We start from the raw sequence: 21,547 nt of genomic DNA, 5'->3' as shown, positions 1-21,547 counted from the left end.
CTGCACCCATTAACCCATGCTTGGCTAAGCAAATAATTCTCTGATGGTTTTCATTGGTAAAAACATTTTGCCCGACGTTGGCAAAAGAATAAATCCATACCTTAAGTAGAAGTTCCTGGCAATTTCATCAATGGGGTCAACCACAATGGCCAAAGTTCCCACAGTTTCTGAAACATCAAAACACCTTTTCAGTGCATCAATTAGCAGAATTTCTCCATAACCTTTACCCTTGATAGAAATATCAACGGCTAAACGGCCTAACAGCACGGTGGGTATATCTTGATAATTCGGTGGCCACTTCTTCTGCAAATAATCCGGAAAGTCGCTCTTTTTAATAGCATTTGCCGAAAGTGTATAATATCCCTTTACAATTAAAGCATTGTCGACCAAAACAAAACAGGCAGACAAATCTCTGCCAACATCCTGTTTTGCCTGTCGTTTTAAATAATTATCTAAAAGTTCGTATCCACAGTTAAAGTTACTTTTGTCGCACTGTTTTTCGAGTATCTGTATTTTCAGCTCCATCTAGTTCAGCAAATTTTTCGTAGTTCATGCGTGCTTTTTGAAGGTTGTTGTTAGGCGAAGGATGGTTCATTAATGTTTCTAAAAACACCTTCTTATCTTCAATACTCTTCAGTACGTGGTTATTTTCGTCAATAATTTTAACTGCCTCTTTGTTTATACAAAAAATCACAAATTCTGTCAGACTTTTAAATCCGCTCAGCTCTGATGCATACTTTATCAGTTCCTTCTGTTCTTTACTTATCCGAACATCTAATCTGTCATTAACTGAAGTACCCATATTCAATTTATTTAGAATGTTGCAACCGACTTACCCAATTAAAAGGAGTTTTTAACTTGATATGGTCAGCTCAACAAATGTACGTATATTTTCCGTACAAATAAATTTTTTCATGAATATAATTTCATTCAAAATAGCCTTATACTACTGGCTAATAGTATCATACCCACAAAGGCCGGAAACAACATTGGGTTGAATCCGGCCTTTGTGGTTTTCTTTGGTTTAAAATTTTATCAACCGCCTTTAATGCGATTCAGCTCGTCTTCCGAGCCGTTACGGCGGTTTCTGGCTGCTTTTATTTCATTGCTGCCAAAACGGTAGGTGAAATTAACCCTTAGCTGCTGCGACTCCCACTTGAACCGCAGATTGGTGTACACTCCGGCATAATCAGAGTGATACCCTCCCCTACCCGTATGGAAAACATCAGTAAAGCTAACTTTCAGCGTGGCATTGTCTTTCATAAATTTCTTCTGCACCCCGGCATCCACAGTACCCATAGCGCGGTTATAGTCAATCCGGCGGTAAGGCGAATTATACCAGCCCGATAACTCTATGGTCCAGTTTTTTTTCAGCTTAAAGGTGCTTTGCGCATTGGCATTGGCGGCAAGGGTACGGTTGTTGAACGACAACCCGTTTTCCAGATCTCCGCGCCATACATTCGTATATCCGCTTACATTTACATAAACATTCCACCATTTGGTTATATCAGTGGCCAGGCTCATATCAAGGCTGAAACCCTGGGTGTAGTCCAGATTTCGCTCAATAAAGTAAGTGCGGCTGGCATCATAAGGCATACGTAAACCCACCGCCGGAAAACGCGTACGCCAGTAACCCACCGACGTTGTCAGTTTGCCCTTATATACGTGTGTCAGCTTAAAGTTGTTGGCATATTCAGGGCGCAGAAAAGGGTTACCTTTAGAATACACCAGTTCATCTACCCGGTATTCAAACGGGTTCAGGTTCTGGTAACTCGGGCGGTTAATACGGCGGCTGTAATTCAGATTCAGGTTGTGGTTATCTGACAGCTTGTAAGAAATGGCCCCACTCGGAAAAACGTTCAGGTACGTTGTATCTACCTTATCAAGGTCATTCTGTTTATAGCTGGTCAGTTTTCCTAATGATTTGGTGCGTTCGGCGCGCAAACCCAGCTGTAAATCCCATTTTTTGTTCAGCGAAACATTATAATTGGCATACGCTGCATAAACGCGCTCGGTGTACACAAAGTTGTTGCTTCGTTCAATGTCGCGCACTTCGGCATCATTCAGCACATTGAAGAAATCGAAGGTATTGTCTGACTTCACGTCTGACAACTTCACGCCATACCCTAGTTTACCTTTTTTCAGGGGCTGCTCATAATCGGCCTTGATTGATTTAATGGTGATATCAACCGGCGTTTTAGTTACAAAATTGCGGCTGAAAGAAGGCCTGTCAGAATTTGGGAACTCGTAGGTATTGGGCTGGTAGCTAATCCCCCGTGACGTAAAAATCCCATAGTCGGCATCTATGTTCAGTTCGCGGCCGGTGGTATCGGCATAACGGTAGTTCATATTTACGTTCAGGTTTTTGTTTTTCTCGGGGTTCGACGTCCGCGAATCCAGAATGGCCGAATCCGGCACGGCGCTGTATCTTTTACCGATCAGGGTCTGGCTTTCGCCACCGCCGTTGTGGTTGCTCACGCGTCCGTTCACATTAAAGCCAATGGTGTTTTTTGAATTAATGAAATAATCCAGGCCCACTTTGGCATTATGAGAGGTGTCGCGCCAGATACCGCGCCAGGTTTTGTTATAGGCAATGTTGTTCAGTATCTGGTCGTCGAGCGTGCGGTTATGCCATGCCCCCTGATTATAACCGTAGTTACCAAAGATATTCACTTTTTTATCGCGGTGGTTCAGGTTAACCGAGCCGTTGTATTTAGGCGTAATACCAAACATACCCCCCAGGCTCAGGTTACCGTTGGTACCAATCTTTTTGTTCTTTTTCAGACGGATGTTAATAATACCCAGGTCTCCGGCGGCATCATATTTGGCCGACGGGTTGGTGATAACCTCAATGGCTTCAATGTCGGCCGAGTTCATGCTTTTCAGGGTTGATGCCAGGTCTTTCCCACTCATGGGCGACGGCCGCCCGTCAATAAAAATGCGTACCCCGGCTTTGCCCTTCACCAGTACGTTTTCGTCTTTGTCTACCTGCACACCGGGCGACTTCTGCAATAGCTCAAGTGCATTTAAACCCGTAGAATTAATACTGGCCTCAACATTAAAAACAATTTTGTCGTTCTGCACCTCTATCAGTGGTTTGGCCGCTACCACCTTTACTTCGCTCAGCTGCCTGGTATCGGCCAATACCGTAAAGGGCTGAAACTCGATGTCGCGGTCTACGAGTTCAAAAACCGGCGACCGGAACGGATTGAATCCTACTGCACTTATTTTAATGAAATACCTGCCGGTTTTCAGATTACCGACTTTAAAGCCTCCGTTTTCGTCGGCTATGTCGGCCTTGGCCAATGAAGAATCACCTGCCGCGTGTACAGCAATGGTAGCAAAAGAAACCACTTCGTTCTGCTGATTTTTTACCTGACCTTTAATGGCATACAAGTTGTTTTGAGCACGCGCAAGCTGCGCCATACTCACAAGGAGTAATACGAGTAATAGATTTTTCATAATTGTTTTAAAGTGCTTTTCAATAATTTTGTAATTGCCAGCCTGCTTTCGCAAAATGGCGGAATTGCCCGTCTGGATAAATCAACATAAAACTAACTGGTTAAACCAACAGTTAAAAGTTAAGGGGCAAAACTGTTATCAAAACCAACTAATCTGTTTTTAACAGCAAGAAACTTAGTTTGGAAGTCTTTACCTACGAACAATTTCGTAGCAAATATATCAGAACTTTTTTCACCTGCCAAAAAATATTACGAAATTTTTCGTAGTTGCTAGAATCACCCCTATTCCGGCAGGTAAACTCCGGACAATCATAAAGGTTACAAAAAATATAATTTTTATTTGAGGCGCTGCCGGCCTTACAATCAGGCGTTTTTCCGAAGCATATACGTAGCTTGGCAGACAGGCAAAACAGCAGACCATGTTGCAGATTATGGCCGCTTACCATAGGGCAGCGGGTTCAGGTGTCCTATTTTTTATTAATTAAATACAAAATATAACAAGTATTTTTAGCTACCTTCCCGAATTAATCAGGATTTTAATAATTTTGATTCTGCTTAGCTTAGGGCGGCAATCTCCGTAAAAGTTTTTATTGGCACAGAGCAGGTTTTAACATCGACAGGCAAGGAAAAAATGGACTCCCAGGTAATGAACGTTAACACCCCTAATGATTCTCAACTTTGGCAACAGCTAAAGAATGGCAACGAATCAGCGCTGGGCAAACTCATAAAAAAATATTTTAATCTGCTGCAAAACTACGGCTACAAGTTTATCAGAAACGAAGACTTTGTAAAAGACTGTGTGCAGGAAGTTTTTGTTGAGATCTGGACCCGCCGCAGCAGCATTGCCCAGCCCGACAGCGTAAAAGCCTACCTGCTTACTTCGGTTCGTAAAAGAATACTCCGCGAGAGTGTCCGCCAGAAAATAGACCACGACAATAATCTGGAAAACGTAGAAAACGACATCAGCTTTGCTGAGTTTTCGCCCGAGCTGGCCATTATTGAAGAAGAGCGCACGCAGGAAAACGTAAAGAAAATATCTGCTATGCTCAACACCCTGCCCAAACGGCAGCGCGAAGTAATTTACCTGAAATATTACCAGAATCTGGAACGCGACGAAATAGCCCAGATAATGGGCATCAACTCGCAGTCGGTCTCTAACCTCTTGCAGGTGGCATTTAGCGCCATCAGAGAAAACTGGGGAGGCCTGTTAATCAGCTATCTGTTGCTAATGCGATTTATCTTATAAAAAAAACTCTATAAATACAGTATTTACTAACTGCCGTTGGCATCCTACTTTATATACCTTATTACTGATGAATTCAGACTATAAAAACTTTAACCCGGAAGACTTCTGCCATGATGAGTCGTTCCGAAACTGGGTATTGAACCCAGACCCCCCAACCGAGCTGTACTGGAACGAATGGATTTCGCAGAACCCGGCTTCGGCTGGTAAAATAGAAACCGCGCGCGCACTTTTACTGGCTTTGCAGGAAAAAGCCCCGGCCCTGACAGACCAGGAGCTGGACGACATTACGCAACAGATTCTGAACCCGGCCAACAACAGCACAATCAGCTTCTGGCAAAAACCCTTTTTCAGAATTGCCGCCACCCTGGCCATTATAGCAGGGGCAGGTATGCTGGCATTTAAGTTGTATACCGAAAAAGAGAAACTGGCTTTTTTTGAGACCATATCGCCTAACCTTACGGCAGATTACATAGAAACCGAAAACACCGAAAACCGGACTCAGACCATCACCCTGCAAGACAGCAGCGTGATAACGCTGTATCCGAAAAGTAAAATCAGATACCCGATTCATTTCTCGCCGGAAACCCGCGAGGTCTATCTGGAGGGTCAGGCGTTTTTTAATATTGCCAAAAATCCTAAACGGCCTTTCTGGGTATATACCAACCATATATCTACCCAGGTGCTGGGCACCAGTTTTATGGTAAAAGCCTTTGAAAACGAAAAGAACGTAAAAGTAGAAGTACGCACGGGCAGGGTGTCGGTTTACCGCCATGAAGACCTGCAGAAAGCCAAACGCCAGCAGAATAACGAAATGGCCGGTATTATACTTACGCCCAACCAGTCTATAGAGTACACCGTTAACGAAGCGCGCCTGCTTAAATCAATCAGCAGGCAGCCTGAAATTCTGGTAGCCAAAACACCCGAAAACTTTATATTTGATGAGGCCCCGATATCAAAGGTTTTCAGCCAGATGGAGCGCGCCTATGGTATACAGATTATTTATGACGAAAAAAACATGAAGAACTGCTACCTAACAGCCACCTTCACAGAGGAGTCGTTGTACGAAAAATTAAATATCATTTGCAAGGTTACACACTCAAGCTACGAAATAGTTGATGCTCAGATAGTTATACATAGCAACGGATGCTAGTGTGAAATAATTTGCATTATTTCACAAAAAATTTTCATAATAACAAGTATCTGCATACAGGTTCTGCCATCCATAGATAAAACCACAATTACAATTATCTATGGATGGACTTTTACAATCTGCTTTCTACACTTTTGGGGTCTCTGTACCGTCAACAACCCGCGTTTTATCAATGATACCGGCAGGCAACAGTTGCTAATGCTGCCTGATTTTGCTGTGGAAAATAATTATTCCAATTAATTCTTTGATAAAAAACATTTTAACCCTAAATTTTATCTCGTTCTGATGAAAGAATATTTCTCCCCCTTTTTTTTAAAGAAACTTATGAGGGTTTCATTTATACAAGTTTTGTTTAGCCTTATCGGACTGGGTATTTCATACGCACACACCGCTAACGGGCAGGAAGTGCTAGAGCAGCGTATCAGCATCAGGGCCAATAACGACAACCTGAAGGCCATGCTGAGTTTTATTGAACAAAGTGCCAGCGTAAAATTTGTGTATAATCCACGCGAAATTAACATTGGCCAGAAAGTATCATTTGAAGCCCGCAACGAAACGCTTAAATCTGTACTGGCTAAAATCTGCAAGCCATTACAGATATCTTATGAAGTAAAAGGCAAGCAGATAATGCTCTACAAAGAAGTAGCAAGCCTGCTGAAAGAGCCCGAAGTAATAGTAGCCGGGCCAGTAGTTGAAGAAGAAAAACCACTCAGAATAGTAACGGGTAAAGTAACCGACGAAAAAGGCGAAGGTATACCCGGTGTAAGCGTAGTGGTAAAAGGCACCACCAAAGGTGTAACAACAGACGTAGAAGGCATTTATAAGCTGGATGTCCCAAACGAAACCACCATTCTGGTGTTCAGTTATGTGGGTTATGTAACGCAGGAAATTGTAACCGGTAACCGCTCAGCCATTGATGTAAAGCTGCTTCCTGACGATAAATCGCTTGACGAAGTAGTGGTTATCGGCTATGGCGAACAGAAAAAAAGCGACCTTACCGGCGCCGTAGCTTCTATGCAGACCAAAGACATTACCAGGGCTAATCCGGTGCTGGCTTCTAAAGCATTGCAAGGCCAGGTGGCCGGCGCTACCGTTACCAAATCAGACAACCGGCCGGGAAGTTCGTACAACATAACCATCAGAGGAGAAAACACTATTAATAACTCTACTGCACCCCTGATTGTAATAGATGGTTTAATGGGTGGCGATATCAATAACCTGAACCCGAACGACATTCAGTCGATGGACGTACTGAAAGATGCTTCATCTACTGCCATTTATGGTGCCAGAGGAGCCAACGGGGTGGTTATTATCACTACCAAAAAAGGGTTATCGGGCAAGCCGCGTGTCAATTATGACAGCTACGTGGGTGTAAAAGTACCGGCGCACCTACCCAAACTGATGAACAGCGAGCAGTTTTATAAAGCTACCTACACCGACCGCATTCTGGAAGGAGTAGCTGAAGCCAAATTTACTTCTCTCGAGCTTGACAACATCAAAAACGGCCGCAGTACTGACTGGGTAGACCTGGTTACAGACCCCGGCGTACAAACCAACCACTCACTGAGCGTGTCGGGCGGTACTGAAAAAACTACCTACCGGTTTTCGGGCGGTTTCCTGAACGAAGACGGCAACGTGCTTAGCACCAATTTTAAAAGATATAACCTCAATGCCGGGCTTGACAGCAAACTTGGCGAGCGCTTCAAGGTTGGATTTACTTCTTACGCCACCTTTTCGGTACAGAACCTGGGCTCGCAGGAGTCACTCCGAGGCGCTTACCGCGTCAGACCTACCGGCGTACCTTATTACAGCGACCTAACTAACCCCTCAGAAAACCAGGACATCAACGTAAACGGACTGGCTATCTGGATGGGTATCAACGATAAACAGGTACCTAACCCTTTGAGCGACGTAGACCCTAACCAGTCTAAACTACGCACCAGGGTATCAAACATCATGGCTAATGCCTATGTTGAGTACACACCTGTTAAAGGCCTTAGCATTCGGTCGTCGTTATCATCTACTTACGGCACTACCCAGATTGGCGACTTCCGCGGTATGTGGTCAAAATCGCAAACGGGTAATAAACCAAGAGCCCAGCTCGACAACCGCGTTATCGGCAGCTATACCTTAGACAACATCATTAACTATAACCTTACCCTGGGCCAGCACAAAATAAACCTTACCGGTTTGCAAAGTGCTTTCTACCAGCGCAATGAGGCATCTAGCATTGCCGCCAAAGACCTGCCTTATGACTCAGACTGGTATGCCCTTAACACCGGTACCGTTACGGCATTCAGCAGTTCTCTGGTAGAGCGTTCGTTGTCATCGTACATGGGGCGTATCAACTACACCTTCCGCGACAAATACCTGTTTACAGCCACCGGCCGTTCAGACGGCGCCTCGCAGCTGGCAGCAGGTAACAAGTGGGCGTTTTTCCCATCTGTTGCATTGGCATGGCGAGTAATTGACGAGTCGTTCATGCAAAACATCAAGGCCTTGTCAAACCTGAAATTACGCCTGAGCTATGGCGAGGTAGGTAACTCAACCGTAGCGCCCTACAGCACACAAGCGGGGCTGATTAACACCGGCTACGATTTTGACGGCACTGCAGCCTATGGCTTTGCCCCTTCTAACCTGGGCAACAAAGACCTGCGCTGGGAACGCAGCAAAGAGCTGAACCTGGGCCTTGACTTCGGTTTGTTCGGTAACCGGATATCGGGTACGGTAGAATTATACGACAGAAAAACGCAGGATCTGATACTGAGCCAGAAAATACCAACCACGTCGGGTTTCTCGCAGGTGGTATCTAACGTAGGTAAAATCCAAAACAAAGGTATTGAGATACTCCTGAACACTGTAAACATTGCTACCACCGATTTCAGCTGGAACACCACCCTTACCTTTACAAAAAACAACAACAAACTGCTTGAACTTTACGGCAACGGGCAAATGGCCGACAAAGGCAATAACCTTTTTGTGGGTTACCCTATCAGAGCCAACTTTGATTACAAGTTTAACGGTATCTGGCAACTGGCCGATAAAGATCTTGCTCTCAAATACAATCAGGTGCCGGGTTCGGTACGTGTAGTTGACCAGAACAACGACGGCATTATATCGTCGACAGAAGGAAAAGACGACCGCGTGTATCTGGGCTCAGAGCTGCCTAACTTTCTGATGGGTATGACCAACCGCTTTAAGTACAAAAACTTCGACTTCTCATTCTTTGCTTATTACAGAAACGGTACACTATATAACAACAAAACCCTTTCAGGTACTTTTGGTGAAATTAACGCACAACGATATAACAAGCTGGCCGGGCTTGATTACTGGACCAGCGAAAACCCTTCGAACACGTATTTCGGGGTTGCAGCAGCAAACCCTTACCGCAGTGCAATCAACTATCAGGATGCCAGCTTCTTAAGAATCTCTGACATCACACTAGGCTACAATGTACCTCGTAAGCTGATGGAAAAATGGAAACTCTACAATGCCCGGGTGTACACGCAGGTAATCAACCCGATTATCGTTAGCAAGTTCATCGGTTTTGACCCTGAATTTAACTCAGCCATTTATCAGGACGACGTACCATCGGTTACTTTCAGCCTGGGTGTTAATCTTAGTTTCTAAATTATATTAATCGAAAGACAATGAAATCTATATATTCAAAATCAAAATTCTTAATCGCCGCAGGCTTATTACTTGTATCGGCCGGTTGTAAGGATTCTTTTCTTGACGAAAACCCTAAAACTACCCTTACCACCGATGTCTACTATAAAACCGAAGCAGGGTTTGAAGACCTCGTAAGGGCTTGTTACCCACTGCTGAGAAACATCCATCAGAACCGGATACTGGTACTCAACGGCACAGATATTTTCTCGTCGCAGCCGGGCTGGAATCCCTCAGCAGTAAATGGTAAAGAAACCCCGCCTGTATTGCTTGATGTCTACGACAACCGTTTCAATGCCGCTATTCCGGAAGTACAAACGCTATGGCAATTGCTTTATGCAGAAATTGCACGTACCAATACGGCCATCTCGCGTGCTGACGGCATCACCACTATGGCACAGGCTTTGAAAGATACCCGCGTGGCCGAGGTAAAATTCCTCCGCGCCTTGTGTTTCTTTTATGCCGTACAACATTGGGGAGACATTCCCATGCCACTGGCTGAAATTACAACGCCTCAGAAAAATTTCCCTCGGGTGGCTTCGGCAGAAGTGTACAAACAAATAATTGCCGACCTGCTTGACTGCGAAGCCAAACTACCGGCTACGGCCTCTAACTATGGCCGTATAACTAAAGGCGCCGCCCAGTTTTTACTGGCACGTGTTTACCTTACCCGCGGCTGGAACTTCAACAATGCCCTGGGTGGCACCAATGCCGACTTTGACCTTGCGCTGCAATATGCCGATAAAATTATTGACACCTATCCGCTGGCGTCCAGTTATAAAGATCTTTTCCCAAAAAGATCCGACAACCCCCTTACCCAGTACACAGGTGCACAGAACGACAAAAACGCCGAGATAATTTTTGCCGTGCAGTATAACTCAGATATTCTTACCAACAAAACCGACCCGGCCTTTACGCAGGATGCCGCCGGTGGAAACGACCTGCACTCGCGCTTTGGCCCAAGTGGAGAGGGTTTCATTGGCAGCAAAGGCCGTACCACAGACTACAACCGTTCGGTTGGTATCCACCAGGTAAATACTGCCGCTTACCGCATGTTTGACCCGGATATCGACACCCGCTACGCACATAATTTTGTAAGTGTGGGGTATTCGTTATCGGCGGTTAAAGACTACAAACCATTGCCCTTAAGTAACCCAAACCTGAAAGTGAGTTTCGCCGTTGGCGATACTGTACTGGTATGCCGCCCCTGGAACAACCCTACGAAGTCGACAGCTGAAAGAGGCGTTGACCTGGGCGGCACCAAAAACTACGCCGTAGTGAATACTTACGAATATGGTGGAGGTTACCCGATTGATAATTCAGGCTATAACATTCAGGCCCCTCTGATGTGGAAATTCTGGCAGCCGGGTATTCCTTACGGCGACGCCTACGGTACATTTAACGAAGCTGTTTTCAGAGCAGCTGAAGCCTATCTGATTGCCGCCGAAGCCATTGTGAAAGGCGCAAAAGGCGGCAAATTGGGTGGCGCAGAGGTTTACTACAACAAAGTACTTGACCGCGCCCTGGGTACCAAAAAAGGCGCCGACCCTAAATGTGCCGCCGCCCCTGAAGACCAGAAATCGCTGGCGGCTGTTTCGTACCGTGCCACAGCGGCCAACATCAGCGTTGACCTGATACTGGACGAAAGAGCGCGTGAACTAATGGGCGAATACAACCGCTGGTTTGACCTGAAAAGAACAGGTAAACTGGTAGAACGTGTGAAAAAATACAATCCCTGGGTAAAGGGACAGGCTATCAGCGATATACATTACCTTAGACCAATACCACAGTCTGAAATAGACTTGTCATTCCCTAAAATGACGCAAAATCCGGGCTATTGATTCAGTAATTCTTTGAGTGAGGCGGCCTTGGCTGCCTCGCTCACAATAGCCATCTATTTAACCCTTACACTATGAATAATTTGATAAAAACAGCATTTGTGGCAATGCTGCTGATTAGCTCTGCCGCTCATGCACAATGGAAAGACCTCTTTAACGGCGCAGACCTGAAAGGCTGGATAAAACGCAACGGAAACGCCGAGTACAGAATTGAAAACAAGACCATTATAGGGGTTTCGAGGCTCAACACACCCAATACCTTTTTATGCACCGAAACCCTGTATGCCGATTTTGTGCTTGAAATGGATGTAAAAGTTGACATCGGCCTTAACTCAGGTATTCAGATACGCAGCATCAGCGACCCCGCCGTTATGAATGGCCGCGTGCATGGGTATCAGGTAGAGATAGACCCCGCCCCACGTGCCTGGAGCGGCGGTATTTACGACGAAGCCCGCAACGGATGGCTATACCCGATGTCGGCCAACCCGCAGGGAAGGGTGGCTTTCAGAAACGGACAATGGAACCGCTATCATATTGAGGCCATAGGGCCCAATATCAAGACCTGGATAAACGGCATACCATGTGCCAACGTGCTTGACGCCCAAACCGCCCGCGGTTTAATAGCCCTGCAGGTACATCAGATAAAAAGACCCGAACAAGAAGGCCTGACAGTACAATGGAAGAACATCAGAATAGCAACAGATAACCTGAATGAAGTAGTTTTTAAAGGCGAAGAAGCCCCCGAAGTAAGTTACCTGCCCAACAGGCTTACTGAAAATGAAATAAGAAAAGGCTGGCGTTTACTTTGGGACGGCAAAACTGCCAACGGCTGGCAAGTTGCCAATGGCAGTGGTTTCCCGGCGGCGGGCTGGGTGATGGAAGATGGCGTGCTGAAAGTGCTGGGCTCTAAAAAAGACAGCGTGCGGAAAGGCGGAGACATTGAAACCGTTCAGGTTTTTTCAGATTTTGAGCTGGAGCTAGACTTCCGGCTTACCAAAGGTGCCAATAGTGGATTGAAATATTTTGTAGTAAATGACCCAAAAAGAAAAGCAGGTACAGGATTAGGGCCGGAGTTTCAGCTTCTGGACGATGACGTACACCCTGACGCCAAAGCAGGTGTAAACGGAAACAGAACTACGGCCTCCCTGTATGACCTCATTACTGCCGAAAACCTGTCGGAAGGCAGTAAAGAAAAACGTATCAATCCGCCGGGTAAGTGGAACAAGCTAAGGATAGTATCCAGAAACGGCCATGTTGAACACTGGCTCAATAACCTGAAAATGGTAGAATACAACCGCCATTCGCAGATATTCCGTAATCTGGTAGCCAAAAGTAAATATAGCACTTACGAAAATTTTGCACAGGCGTATGCAGGGCATATCCTGTTGCAGGACCACGGCGATGAGGTGCATTTCAGAAGTATCAAAATCAGAGAATTCTGATGCGGGCAGTTGCACTTCATTAACCCTATTCTTTTAGTATCATGAACAGAAGAACATTTGTCAATACCGGAATCCTGTCGGTTTGTTCAGTACCATTCCTGAACCTGAGCGCAGACGCCTTTGTGGCTGACCAGAAACCCGCCTGGATTGTGGATTGGATAAAAATAAATGAGGCACAGCTACCCGGTTTCAGGGCGCTGAAAGTAACCGACCCCAACCATAGATACTTTGGTGGCTACACCGACCATGTAGAGATACCTAACCCACACACTACCAGCAGTTTTATTGCCAAAGCCTGTATACTGATGGCCTGCCCTGAGTCAGTTTATTATCAGTCGGCAGACACCCTGAAAGAAGTAGAGGGCGCCGCTGCGGCCATGCTGAAGTTTCAGCATACCGACGGCACCATCGACCTGCTGGCTACTAATTTCCATTCAACGCCCGACACCGCCTTTATTCTGGAAAACATGATTCCGGCCTGGCAGTTTCTGAAAAAATCACAAACCAAAGGCGCCGGGCAGTCGCTGGCTTATATACAGACATTTCTAAAAAATGCCGGAGAAGGCCTCATCAGAGGCGGCATACATACGCCCAACCACCGATGGGTGGTTTCGGCTGCCTTAGTAAGGCTGCATGGGCTTTTTCCGGACAAACGCTACCTGAACCGCATAGACCAATGGTTAGCTGAACACATAGATATTGACCCCGACGGCCAATATACTGAAAAAAGCACCAACAGCTATTCACCAATCGTAAACCGCTCGTTGATAACCCTGGCCAGGGGCCTCAGTAAGCCGGATCTTTTAGAACCCGTTCTGAAAAATCTGGAAATGACCCTCTATTATGTACATCCTAACGGAGAAGTTGTAACTGAGGCCTCGAACCGCCAGGACAAAGGCACCATCGGTAATATGTCTAAATACTATTACTGCTACCGATACATGGCGCTAAAGAAAAATAACGGCCGGATGGCCGCCATGTGCAGGCTGATTGAACAAACCAGTACCCCCCAGGAACTGGCCGGGTATCTGGATTATTTTCTGGAAGACCCCACCCTCTGGCAGCCCTTGCCGCCAGACACCCCATTGCCGGTTAATTATGTAAAGGCTTTTCCGTACTCTGGATTAGTAAGAATACGCCATGGAAACTGGGATACCACCCTGCTGAGTAACAACCCCGGCTGGCTTACTTTTCATAAAGGCAATGCTGTGTTGCAGGCTATGCGTGTTGCTGCTTCGTTTTTCGGAAAAGGGCAGTTTCAGTCTGAAAAAATAGAGCAGAACGGCAACAAATGGGTGCTGAGGCGGCATCTGGAAGGCCCCTATTACCAACCCCTCGATAAAGATAAAATATCGCCTGATGGCAACCTCGATAAAATGCCACGCACGCTCAGAAAACAGAGCGAAATACAGGAATTAAACACAACTGTAACCATAACCCCGACTGACAATGGTGTTGATGTGGATTTAAACATAACCGGCACAGACGGTGTGCCGGTTTCACTCGAACTCATTTTCAGGCCGGGTGGTACTTTTACAGGGGTAAGCCCTCATGCGTTACAGCCGCATGCTTACCTTTTCGGTGGGCAAAACGGCTCTTATACATCAGGTAAAGATACTATTCATTTTTCTTCAGGCCGGATTGAACACAAAGGTGTGCAGTTGCGCGGTGCATTACCCGCAATGGATGCGCCAACGGTTTATCTGACAGGCTTTACGCCTTTTAAGCATACCATCCGTTTATCCTGAGTCCATACATTCAACTCATTTGCTTATGAACAGAAAATTAGCTCTGCTAGTGTGGCTGGCTATGCTTGCCACTTGCACAATTGCGCAAAATACAAAGCCATTATGGCTCGACGACCTGCCCATTAAGTCGTATTCTGAGGGCATACCGGCAGTTTTACCTAAAACCAATGCCGCCGGCGACCCAATGAAAATAGCCGGTAAAACCTTCGCGCATGGTGTGGGGGTCAGCTCTACAAGTGTGCTGTCGTTTCAGCTGGCAGGGCATGCCGCTTCATTTTCGGCCATGGTTGGGGTTGACGACCTGGGCGTAAAAAACCTGCCGCACCGTTTTTACGTAATTGGCGACAAACAGATACTTTTTGACAGTGGAGAAATGCGCTGGGGCGACGCCCCCAAGCCTGTAAATGTAAACCTTGCAGGCATACAACGCCTGGGTTTGCTGGTGCTTGTTGATATTGACATCAACAGAACCTTTACCAACTGGGCCGATGCGGCTTTTGTCATGAAAGACAATTTTATACCCGCTACCATACCCAACCAGCAGCAGCGGTACATTCTTACGCCACAACCAGCCAAAAAACCGCGCATCAATTCTGCAGGTGTGTTTGGTGCAAGGCCGGGTAATCCGTTTTTATATACCATTGCCGCCACCGGCCAAAGACCGGTAACGTACTCGGTTCAAAACCTGCCCAAAGGTTTGTCGGTAGATACCCAAACGGGCATTATCAGCGGTAAAGTAATGCAGAAAGGCACTTATACAGCTAACCTGAAAGTCCGCAATGCCTTCGGAGAAGCCCAAAAGAAATTAACTATTACCATTGGCGATACCATTGCGCTTACCCCGCCTATCGGCTGGAACGGCTGGAACTCGTGGGCAAAAAACATTGACCAGCAAAAAGTGAAGGCCTCTGCCGATGCAATGATAAAAATGGGCCTGAACCAGCACGGCTGGACCTACATTAACATTGACGACGCCTGGCAGGGGCAGCGTGGCGGTGCATTAAACGCCATTCAGCCTAATGAGAAGTTTCCGGAGTTCAGAAAAATGGTTGATTACATCCATTCTCTAGGTCTGAAAGTGGGTGTATATTCAACACCCATGATCACCAGTTATGCAGGGTACATTGGCGGCTCGTCAGATTACCCGAACGGCCGCATAACCGATTCCATCAAAAACAACAAAAGGGCGTTCAGGTACATAGGCAAATATACTTTTGAAGAGAACGACGCCCGGCAAATGGCCGAATGGGGCATTGATTACCTGAAATATGACTGGCGGATTGACGTAAAAGCTGCCGAAAAAATGTCGGTGGCACTCAGAAACTCCGGCCGGGATATTGTGTACAGTATTTCAAACTCTGCCCCCTTTGCTTATGCCAAAGACTGGGCAAGGCTCACCAACAGCTTCAGAACAGGCCCTGACATCCGCGATAGCTGGCTTAGCCTGTATCATTCAGCCTTTACGCTCGACAAATGGGCACCCTACGGCGGCCGTGGCCACTGGCTTGACCCCGACATGATGATACTGGGGAATGTAACCACGGGCTCTGCCCTGCACCCTACCCGCCTGACACCCGACGAGCAATACAGCCACGTGAGCCTTTTCAGTCTGCTTTCGGCGCCTTTACTGATTGGGTGCCCCATTGAACAGCTCGATGCCTTCACGCTGAATCTGTTAACTAATGATGAGGTAATAGAAATAAACCAGGACCCTGCCGGAAAACCCGCCCGGCTGGTTAAAGAAGAAAACGGCGTGCAAACCTGGGTGAAACCTCTGGCAGACGGCTCTTATGCCATCGGGCTGTTTAATATAGCCTACTATGGGCAAACACCGCAGTCTTATTTCAGATGGGACGATGAAAAAGCTATTCATTACAACCTTGATCTGAAGGCACTCGGGTTACAAGGCCGCTATCAGTTGAGAGACGTATGGCGCCAGAAAAACCTGGGTGTTTTCAGCGGGGTTTATTCAGGCACTATTAACCATCATGGAGTGGTAATGCTCAGAATTTCGCCCGTAAAATAATCTAACGCCCCCCTACTATGTTCAGAATAAATTTTTTCGCCTTAACCTTTACACTATTATGGTCTGCCGCCGGTTTTGCCCAGCAAACACAAACCATCTGGCTCGACGACCTGCCGATTCAATCATTCTCTGAAGGACTCAGACCTGCTGTTGGCAAAAAAAACTATCAGGGAGATACGCTGCGCATCAACGGCCGCAGATACAGCCGCGGTATTGGTGCGCAGTCGCCCTGTGTGTTAGCTTTTGCATTGAATGGGCACGCACGCAGTTTTACGGCCTTAATAGGAGCCGACGACATGGGCAATAAAGACCTGCCCCTGACTTTTTATGTACTGGCCGACGGCAAAGTACTGTTTGAAAGCAAACCCATACGCATTGGAGACACCCCACAGCCTGTTTCGGTAAATCTGCAGGGTGTCAAACAACTGGGCTTGCTGGTTACCGACCCCGTTGGTGGCATTAACAACAAAAGAACTTACTGCAACTGGATAGACGCCCGGCTGGAAATGGCAGCCGGACATGCGCCGGAACACGTAATAACCCAAGGCGAAAAATATATACTTACCCCCAGGCCGTCGGCTAAGCCGCGTATCAATTCGGCCAGATTATTTGGCGCAACACCCGGCAATCCGTTTTTATACACCATTGCCGCTACCGGCCAAAAACCACTCAGCTTTGCTGCCGGCCCCTTACCAAACGGGCTTGTGCTAGACACCCGCACGGGTATCATTACCGGAAAAGTAACCCAGAAAGGAACCTATCAGACAACCATTTCGGCAAGTAATGCGCTGGGGGTATCTACCCGTAACTTAACCATTGTTATTGGCGATACCATTGCACTTACCCCACCCATTGGCTGGAATGGGTGGAACTCGTGGGAGGCTAACATTGACCGCGAAAAAGTGATTGCCTCTGCTGATGCGATGGTGAAATCGGGTCTGAAAGACCACGGCTGGACCTACATAAACATTGACGACGCCTGGCAGGGCGAACACAGCGGCCCGGAATCGGCCTTGCAACCGAACAGTAAGTTTCCGGACATGAAAGGCCTGTTTGACTACATCCATTCACTGGGGCTGAAAGCCGGGCTCTACTCAACCCCTTATATATCAAGCTATGGCGGATACGCCGGGGCATCGTCGGACTTTGAGAAAGGTGGCGAGAACCATGAGTCTATCATCGTAAACCGCCGGTCATTTAACCGCATTGCCAAATACAGATTTGAAGAAGCAGATGCCCGGCAAATGGCAGCATGGGGGGTAGATTTTCTGAAATATGACTGGCGGATTGACGTAAACTCTGCCGAAAGAATGCGCAATGCCCTCAACAAGTCGGGGCGTGATGTGGTCTTCAGCCTTTCAAATAATGCCCCTTTCGACAAAGTAAAAGATTGGGTGCGTACCTCAAATATGTACCGCACCGGGCCAGATATTAAAGACAGCTGGACAAGCCTTTACATGACTTCTTTCTCGCTCGACAAGTGGTCGCCGTATAGCGGGCATGGCCATTGGGCAGACCCCGACATGATGATTGTAGGCAAGGTAGCCATTGGCTCTGAGATGCACGATACCCGCCTGACACCCGACGAACAATACAGCCACGTGAGCTTGTTCAGCCTGCTGGCTGCCCCATTGCTGATTGGCTGCCCCATTGAACAGCTGGACGATTTCACGCTTAATCTGCTATCGAACGATGAGGTGATAGAAATCAATCAGGACCCGCTGGGCAAAGCTGCCCGGCTGGCAGGCAACAAAAACGGTGTTGAAATATGGAAAAAACCACTGGAAGACGGCTCTTTTGCCATTGGCCTTTTTTACACCGCCGACTTCGGCAAAAGTCCGCAGTCGTACTTTCACTGGGGTAACGAAAAACCCACTGTTTTCACCCTCAATCTGGCTGAAATAGGCCTGAGCGGCAACTATCAGCTTCGCGATGTCTGGCGGCAGAAAAACCTGGGGCGTTTCAATAGTACTTATAAAACCCCCATCAGGCATCATGGGGTGGTGCTGCTACGGGCAACATCTGTCAAATAATTTTATATCTCTATTAATCGGCAGGCACAATGAGCAAAACAATCGTCATACTGGCTTTCGTGCTGGGTTTCATCAGCACACAGGCACAGCAAAGCAGCCCCTTATATAACAAAAGCTTTACTTACAAAACCCTTTCTGCCTATCAGAAAAAACTGTTTGATACTTTTCTGAACAGCGAAATACCCCCCGGTGTAAAGGCAGAAACCACACTGACAGACCATGCCAGCCTTCGCTCAAAAACCAGAGTGGCACAGGCACTGCTGTTCAGAAACGCACCCGGCGACATTGAACAGGCAAAAGTTATTCTGAAATGGATTTTGCAAAATCAGTATCAGGACGAAACCTCTGAACTGTACGGCATCTGGAAAACCTCAGTGCTGAACGACAGATTCGATAAAAACTGGCGGGAATTTATCGGCTGCGACCTCATCATTATCCGTCAGAAATACAGACACCTGCTGCCTGCCGACCTGCTGAAAGACATAGATACGGGGTTGCTGCACGCGGCAAAGGGCGCTTTTAAAAGAAACGTAGGCGCCGACTACACCAATATATCTATCATGAGTGCCTTTCTGATGGAATACACAGGCACTGTACTGGGTATAGATTACCTGCAAAAAGCAGGGGTGGCCAAGGCTCAAGCCATATTCAGGCTGTATCAGGCGCACAAAACTTTCAGCGAATACAATTCGCCTACTTATTATGGCGTAAACCTGATTGGCCTGGCCTTATGGCGCGAAATGTCATTTTCGAAAGAACTGCGCGAAATGGCGCATTCGCTTGAAAAAGATTTCTGGCAGGAAATTGTTCTGTTCTATAACCCTGTGCTAAAGAATATGGCCGGGCCGTATTTCAGAGGCTATGGCATGGAAATGACCCGCTACTTATCCATCACCGGAATCTGGATGGCGCTGGCAGTTGACAACGAAGCGCTGGCGCCGATACCTGCCGGAATAGGCCGCAAATATGGCGAAATGAGCAACCTCAGCACTATTTTTCATCTGGGGCTGTCAATACCCGTTGCGGCGCTTCAATCCATGAAAGCCAAATCGTTTCCGGTATATATAAACAGAGATGTACCAAATAATTACACCGGAGACAGTATCAAAGCCGTAAGTGCTGCCATCTATAAGAACTGGATGATGGGCGCCATGTGGGGCAACAAGCGTATTTGGGAACAAATAAAAACCGGAACCATACACTGGAAAAACACCCAAGGCGCAACCGGATGGCTGGCTATACAGGGCGACGGCCACACCAATTTAAAAACCACCCGCACCACCATGCAGATTTTCAGCAGCAGCCCTGAGGCGCATCAGCTTGAAGTGCTGGTTTACAGCCCGGCTACCCGGCCCGACCATTTTATGAAACAGAACTGGAACTTATCGGGTTTTGCAATGCAGGTAAAAACCAGCCTGAAAGTATTGAGCATAGAAAAAACCGACCCCAAAACGGCCGAGAAAAAATATGCCATAGCAGACGACGTACCTTTTTTTTATAAAATAACGTATGAGGTGCCTGCCATGCAGAACCTGACACAACCCATTATTGAAATAACACCAGGAAAATAATTTATTCAACCCTACACTATATTAAAGATGAGTTCTCGCAGAAATTTTATCAGAAACACTGCCGCAACACTAGGCGGATTAGGTTTAATGGAATTGTTGCCCCTTGAAGCGCTGGCATCTATCAGAAAAAAAGTTGCCCCCAGCGACAGAATCAACGTGGGCCTGATTGGGGTAAAAAACCAGGGCTTTAATAACATAAGGGCATTTCTGAAAATAAATGAAATTAACCTGACAGCCATTTGTGATGTAGACGACGAACAACTGGACAAACGCAAAGCCGACCTGAGCAAGGCGGGTTTCCCGAATCTGAAAGTATATAAAGACTACCGCAAAATGCTGGAAGACAAAGAGCTGGATGCCGTGCTGGTAGCCACCCCAGACCACTGGCATTGCCTGCAACTGGTTGACAGCCTGTCGGCCGGCAAGCACGTATATGTAGAAAAACCAGTGGCCAACTCTATTGCCGAAGCCAAAGCTATGGTACGCGCCGTTGAGGCGTCGGGCAAGGTAGTGCAGGTAAACCAGTGGCAACGCAGCCAGAAACACTTTAAAGACGCCGTTGCGTTTGTAAAATCGGGCCAGTTGGGTACCATCATCAATACCAAAACCTGGATGTACCGTGGCACTACTCCCCTGCCCAATGTGGCCAACGGCCTCGTGCCTGCAGGTGTTGACTATGACATGTGGCTGGGCCCGGCACTTAAAAGACCATTTAATGCCAACCGGTTTCATTACGAGTTCAGGTGGTTCTGGGACTACGCCGGAGGCCTGATGTGCGACTGGGGTGTGCACCTGATAGACATTGTTTTGTGGGGTATGGGCGCCAGCGAGCCGCTGTCGGTATCGTCGGTAGGTGGTAAAAGGCTTTTCCCGGACGACCCGCGCGAAACACCGGATTACATTCATGTAACGTATGACTTCGGCTCATTCTCTAACACCTGGGAACACTACATGGGCATTGGCGCAGGGCAATATGGCAAAGGCCATGGCATTGCGTTTATTGGCACCAAAGGTACCCTGGTAGTAACCCGCAACGGCTGGGAAGTAATACCCGAAAAAGACGGTAAGGGATTCAGGATGGAGGCTGTTCCGTTGATTGAGAAGTCTGACAACGGGCTGGAACTACACGCCAGAAACTTTGTGGAGGTAATGAAAAACGGCAAACCTGAACAACTGGCCTGCCCTATACACGCCGGAGCCACCGTTGCCATTAATGCACACATGGGTAACGTATCGCTCAGAAGCGGCGACAGAATCCAATGGGATGCCGCCAAAGGAAAATTTGATAACAAAAAGGCTAACGCACTTATAAAACCAACTTACCATAATGGTTTTGTATTTCCAAAAGTTTAAATTTCGGGTG

Annotated in this window: 13 protein-coding genes; 10 read left to right on the top strand and 3 right to left on the bottom strand. The window is 47.0% G+C overall.

The genetic code is table 11. The features are described 5' to 3' along the window. Positions 1-24: 24 nt before the first annotated feature. From C0V77_RS10675 to C0V77_RS10665, 3 genes are all read right to left on the bottom strand, one after another. On the bottom strand, positions 25-525 hold the full coding sequence (locus C0V77_RS10675; protein WP_101726354.1) for a GNAT family N-acetyltransferase: 501 nt from the start codon (positions 523-525) through the stop codon (positions 25-27). After that, positions 479-802 (bottom strand): DUF1778 domain-containing protein, encoded by a 324-nt coding sequence (locus tag C0V77_RS10670; RefSeq protein ID WP_101726353.1) that lies wholly within the window; start codon positions 800-802, stop codon positions 479-481. The genes C0V77_RS10675 and C0V77_RS10670 overlap by 47 nt, the downstream gene beginning before the upstream one ends. Before the next feature lie 233 nt (positions 803-1,035). Continuing rightward, positions 1,036-3,462, bottom strand: coding sequence for a TonB-dependent receptor (locus C0V77_RS10665; RefSeq protein WP_101726606.1), 2,427 nt, complete (start codon positions 3,460-3,462; stop codon positions 1,036-1,038). A 645-nt stretch (positions 3,463-4,107) separates the two neighbouring features. On the opposite strand from C0V77_RS10665, the gene C0V77_RS10655 reads away from it, so the two are divergent. From C0V77_RS10655 to C0V77_RS10610, 10 genes are all read left to right on the top strand, one after another. Further along, positions 4,108-4,707: an RNA polymerase sigma factor gene (locus C0V77_RS10655; protein WP_173830538.1), complete on the top strand. Its 600-nt coding sequence runs from the start codon at positions 4,108-4,110 to the stop codon at positions 4,705-4,707. 67 nt (positions 4,708-4,774) lie between these two features. After that, positions 4,775-5,857 (top strand): FecR family protein, encoded by a 1,083-nt coding sequence (locus C0V77_RS10650; protein WP_101726350.1) that lies wholly within the window; start codon positions 4,775-4,777, stop codon positions 5,855-5,857. Between the two features lie 324 nt (positions 5,858-6,181). Continuing rightward, positions 6,182-9,487, top strand: coding sequence for a TonB-dependent receptor (locus C0V77_RS10645; protein WP_101726605.1), 3,306 nt, complete (start codon positions 6,182-6,184; stop codon positions 9,485-9,487). Between the two features lie 20 nt (positions 9,488-9,507). Continuing rightward, entirely contained in the window at positions 9,508-11,367 is a 1,860-nt protein-coding gene (locus C0V77_RS10640; protein WP_101726349.1) for a RagB/SusD family nutrient uptake outer membrane protein, read from the top strand. A gap of 71 nt (positions 11,368-11,438) precedes the next feature. Next, positions 11,439-12,806: a DUF1080 domain-containing protein gene (locus tag C0V77_RS10635; protein ID WP_101726348.1), complete on the top strand. Its 1,368-nt coding sequence runs from the start codon at positions 11,439-11,441 to the stop codon at positions 12,804-12,806. Positions 12,807-12,847: 41 nt separating this feature from the next. Beyond that, entirely contained in the window at positions 12,848-14,554 is a 1,707-nt protein-coding gene (locus C0V77_RS10630; RefSeq protein WP_101726347.1) for a hypothetical protein, read from the top strand. Positions 14,555-14,579: 25 nt separating this feature from the next. Beyond that, positions 14,580-16,580 carry an NPCBM/NEW2 domain-containing protein gene (locus C0V77_RS10625; protein WP_101726346.1) on the top strand — a complete coding sequence of 667 codons (2,001 nt, stop codon included), beginning with the start codon at positions 14,580-14,582 and terminating at the stop codon, positions 16,578-16,580. A gap of 17 nt (positions 16,581-16,597) precedes the next feature. Beyond that, positions 16,598-18,613 carry an NPCBM/NEW2 domain-containing protein gene (locus C0V77_RS10620; RefSeq protein WP_101726345.1) on the top strand — a complete coding sequence of 672 codons (2,016 nt, stop codon included), beginning with the start codon at positions 16,598-16,600 and terminating at the stop codon, positions 18,611-18,613. Positions 18,614-18,642: 29 nt separating this feature from the next. Beyond that, on the top strand, positions 18,643-20,184 hold the full coding sequence (locus tag C0V77_RS10615) for a hypothetical protein (RefSeq protein WP_101726344.1): 1,542 nt from the start codon (positions 18,643-18,645) through the stop codon (positions 20,182-20,184). Between the two features lie 27 nt (positions 20,185-20,211). Beyond that, positions 20,212-21,537, top strand: a complete 1,326-nt coding sequence (locus tag C0V77_RS10610; protein WP_101726343.1) for a Gfo/Idh/MocA family protein — start codon at positions 20,212-20,214, stop codon at positions 21,535-21,537. Positions 21,538-21,547 lie beyond the last annotated feature (10 nt).

This window comes from Emticicia sp. TH156, assembly GCF_002855535.1.
GTDB lineage: Bacteria > Bacteroidota > Bacteroidia > Cytophagales > Spirosomataceae > Emticicia > Emticicia fluvialis.
The sequence above is the reverse complement of the archived record's forward strand: the minus strand, read 5'-3'. Positions and strand labels throughout refer to the sequence as shown.

Bases quoted from the DNA above. Each gene is read 5' to 3' on its own strand.
- C0V77_RS10665 (WP_101726606.1), bottom strand. From the start codon at position 3,462: ATGAAAAATCTATTACTCGTATTACTCCTTGTGAGTATGGCGCAGCTT.
- C0V77_RS10670 (WP_101726353.1), bottom strand. From the start codon at position 802: ATGGGTACTTCAGTTAATGACAGATTAGATGTTCGGATAAGTAAAGAA.
- C0V77_RS10650 (WP_101726350.1), top strand. From the start codon at position 4,775: ATGAATTCAGACTATAAAAACTTTAACCCGGAAGACTTCTGCCATGAT.
- C0V77_RS10620 (WP_101726345.1), top strand. From the start codon at position 16,598: ATGTTCAGAATAAATTTTTTCGCCTTAACCTTTACACTATTATGGTCT.
- C0V77_RS10615 (WP_101726344.1), top strand. From the start codon at position 18,643: ATGAGCAAAACAATCGTCATACTGGCTTTCGTGCTGGGTTTCATCAGC.
- C0V77_RS10625 (WP_101726346.1), top strand. From the start codon at position 14,580: ATGAACAGAAAATTAGCTCTGCTAGTGTGGCTGGCTATGCTTGCCACT.
- C0V77_RS10645 (WP_101726605.1), top strand. From the start codon at position 6,182: ATGAGGGTTTCATTTATACAAGTTTTGTTTAGCCTTATCGGACTGGGT.
- C0V77_RS10655 (WP_173830538.1), top strand. From the start codon at position 4,108: ATGAACGTTAACACCCCTAATGATTCTCAACTTTGGCAACAGCTAAAG.
- C0V77_RS10640 (WP_101726349.1), top strand. From the start codon at position 9,508: ATGAAATCTATATATTCAAAATCAAAATTCTTAATCGCCGCAGGCTTA.
- C0V77_RS10675 (WP_101726354.1), bottom strand. From the start codon at position 525: ATGGAGCTGAAAATACAGATACTCGAAAAACAGTGCGACAAAAGTAAC.
- C0V77_RS10630 (WP_101726347.1), top strand. From the start codon at position 12,848: ATGAACAGAAGAACATTTGTCAATACCGGAATCCTGTCGGTTTGTTCA.
- C0V77_RS10610 (WP_101726343.1), top strand. From the start codon at position 20,212: ATGAGTTCTCGCAGAAATTTTATCAGAAACACTGCCGCAACACTAGGC.
- C0V77_RS10635 (WP_101726348.1), top strand. From the start codon at position 11,439: ATGAATAATTTGATAAAAACAGCATTTGTGGCAATGCTGCTGATTAGC.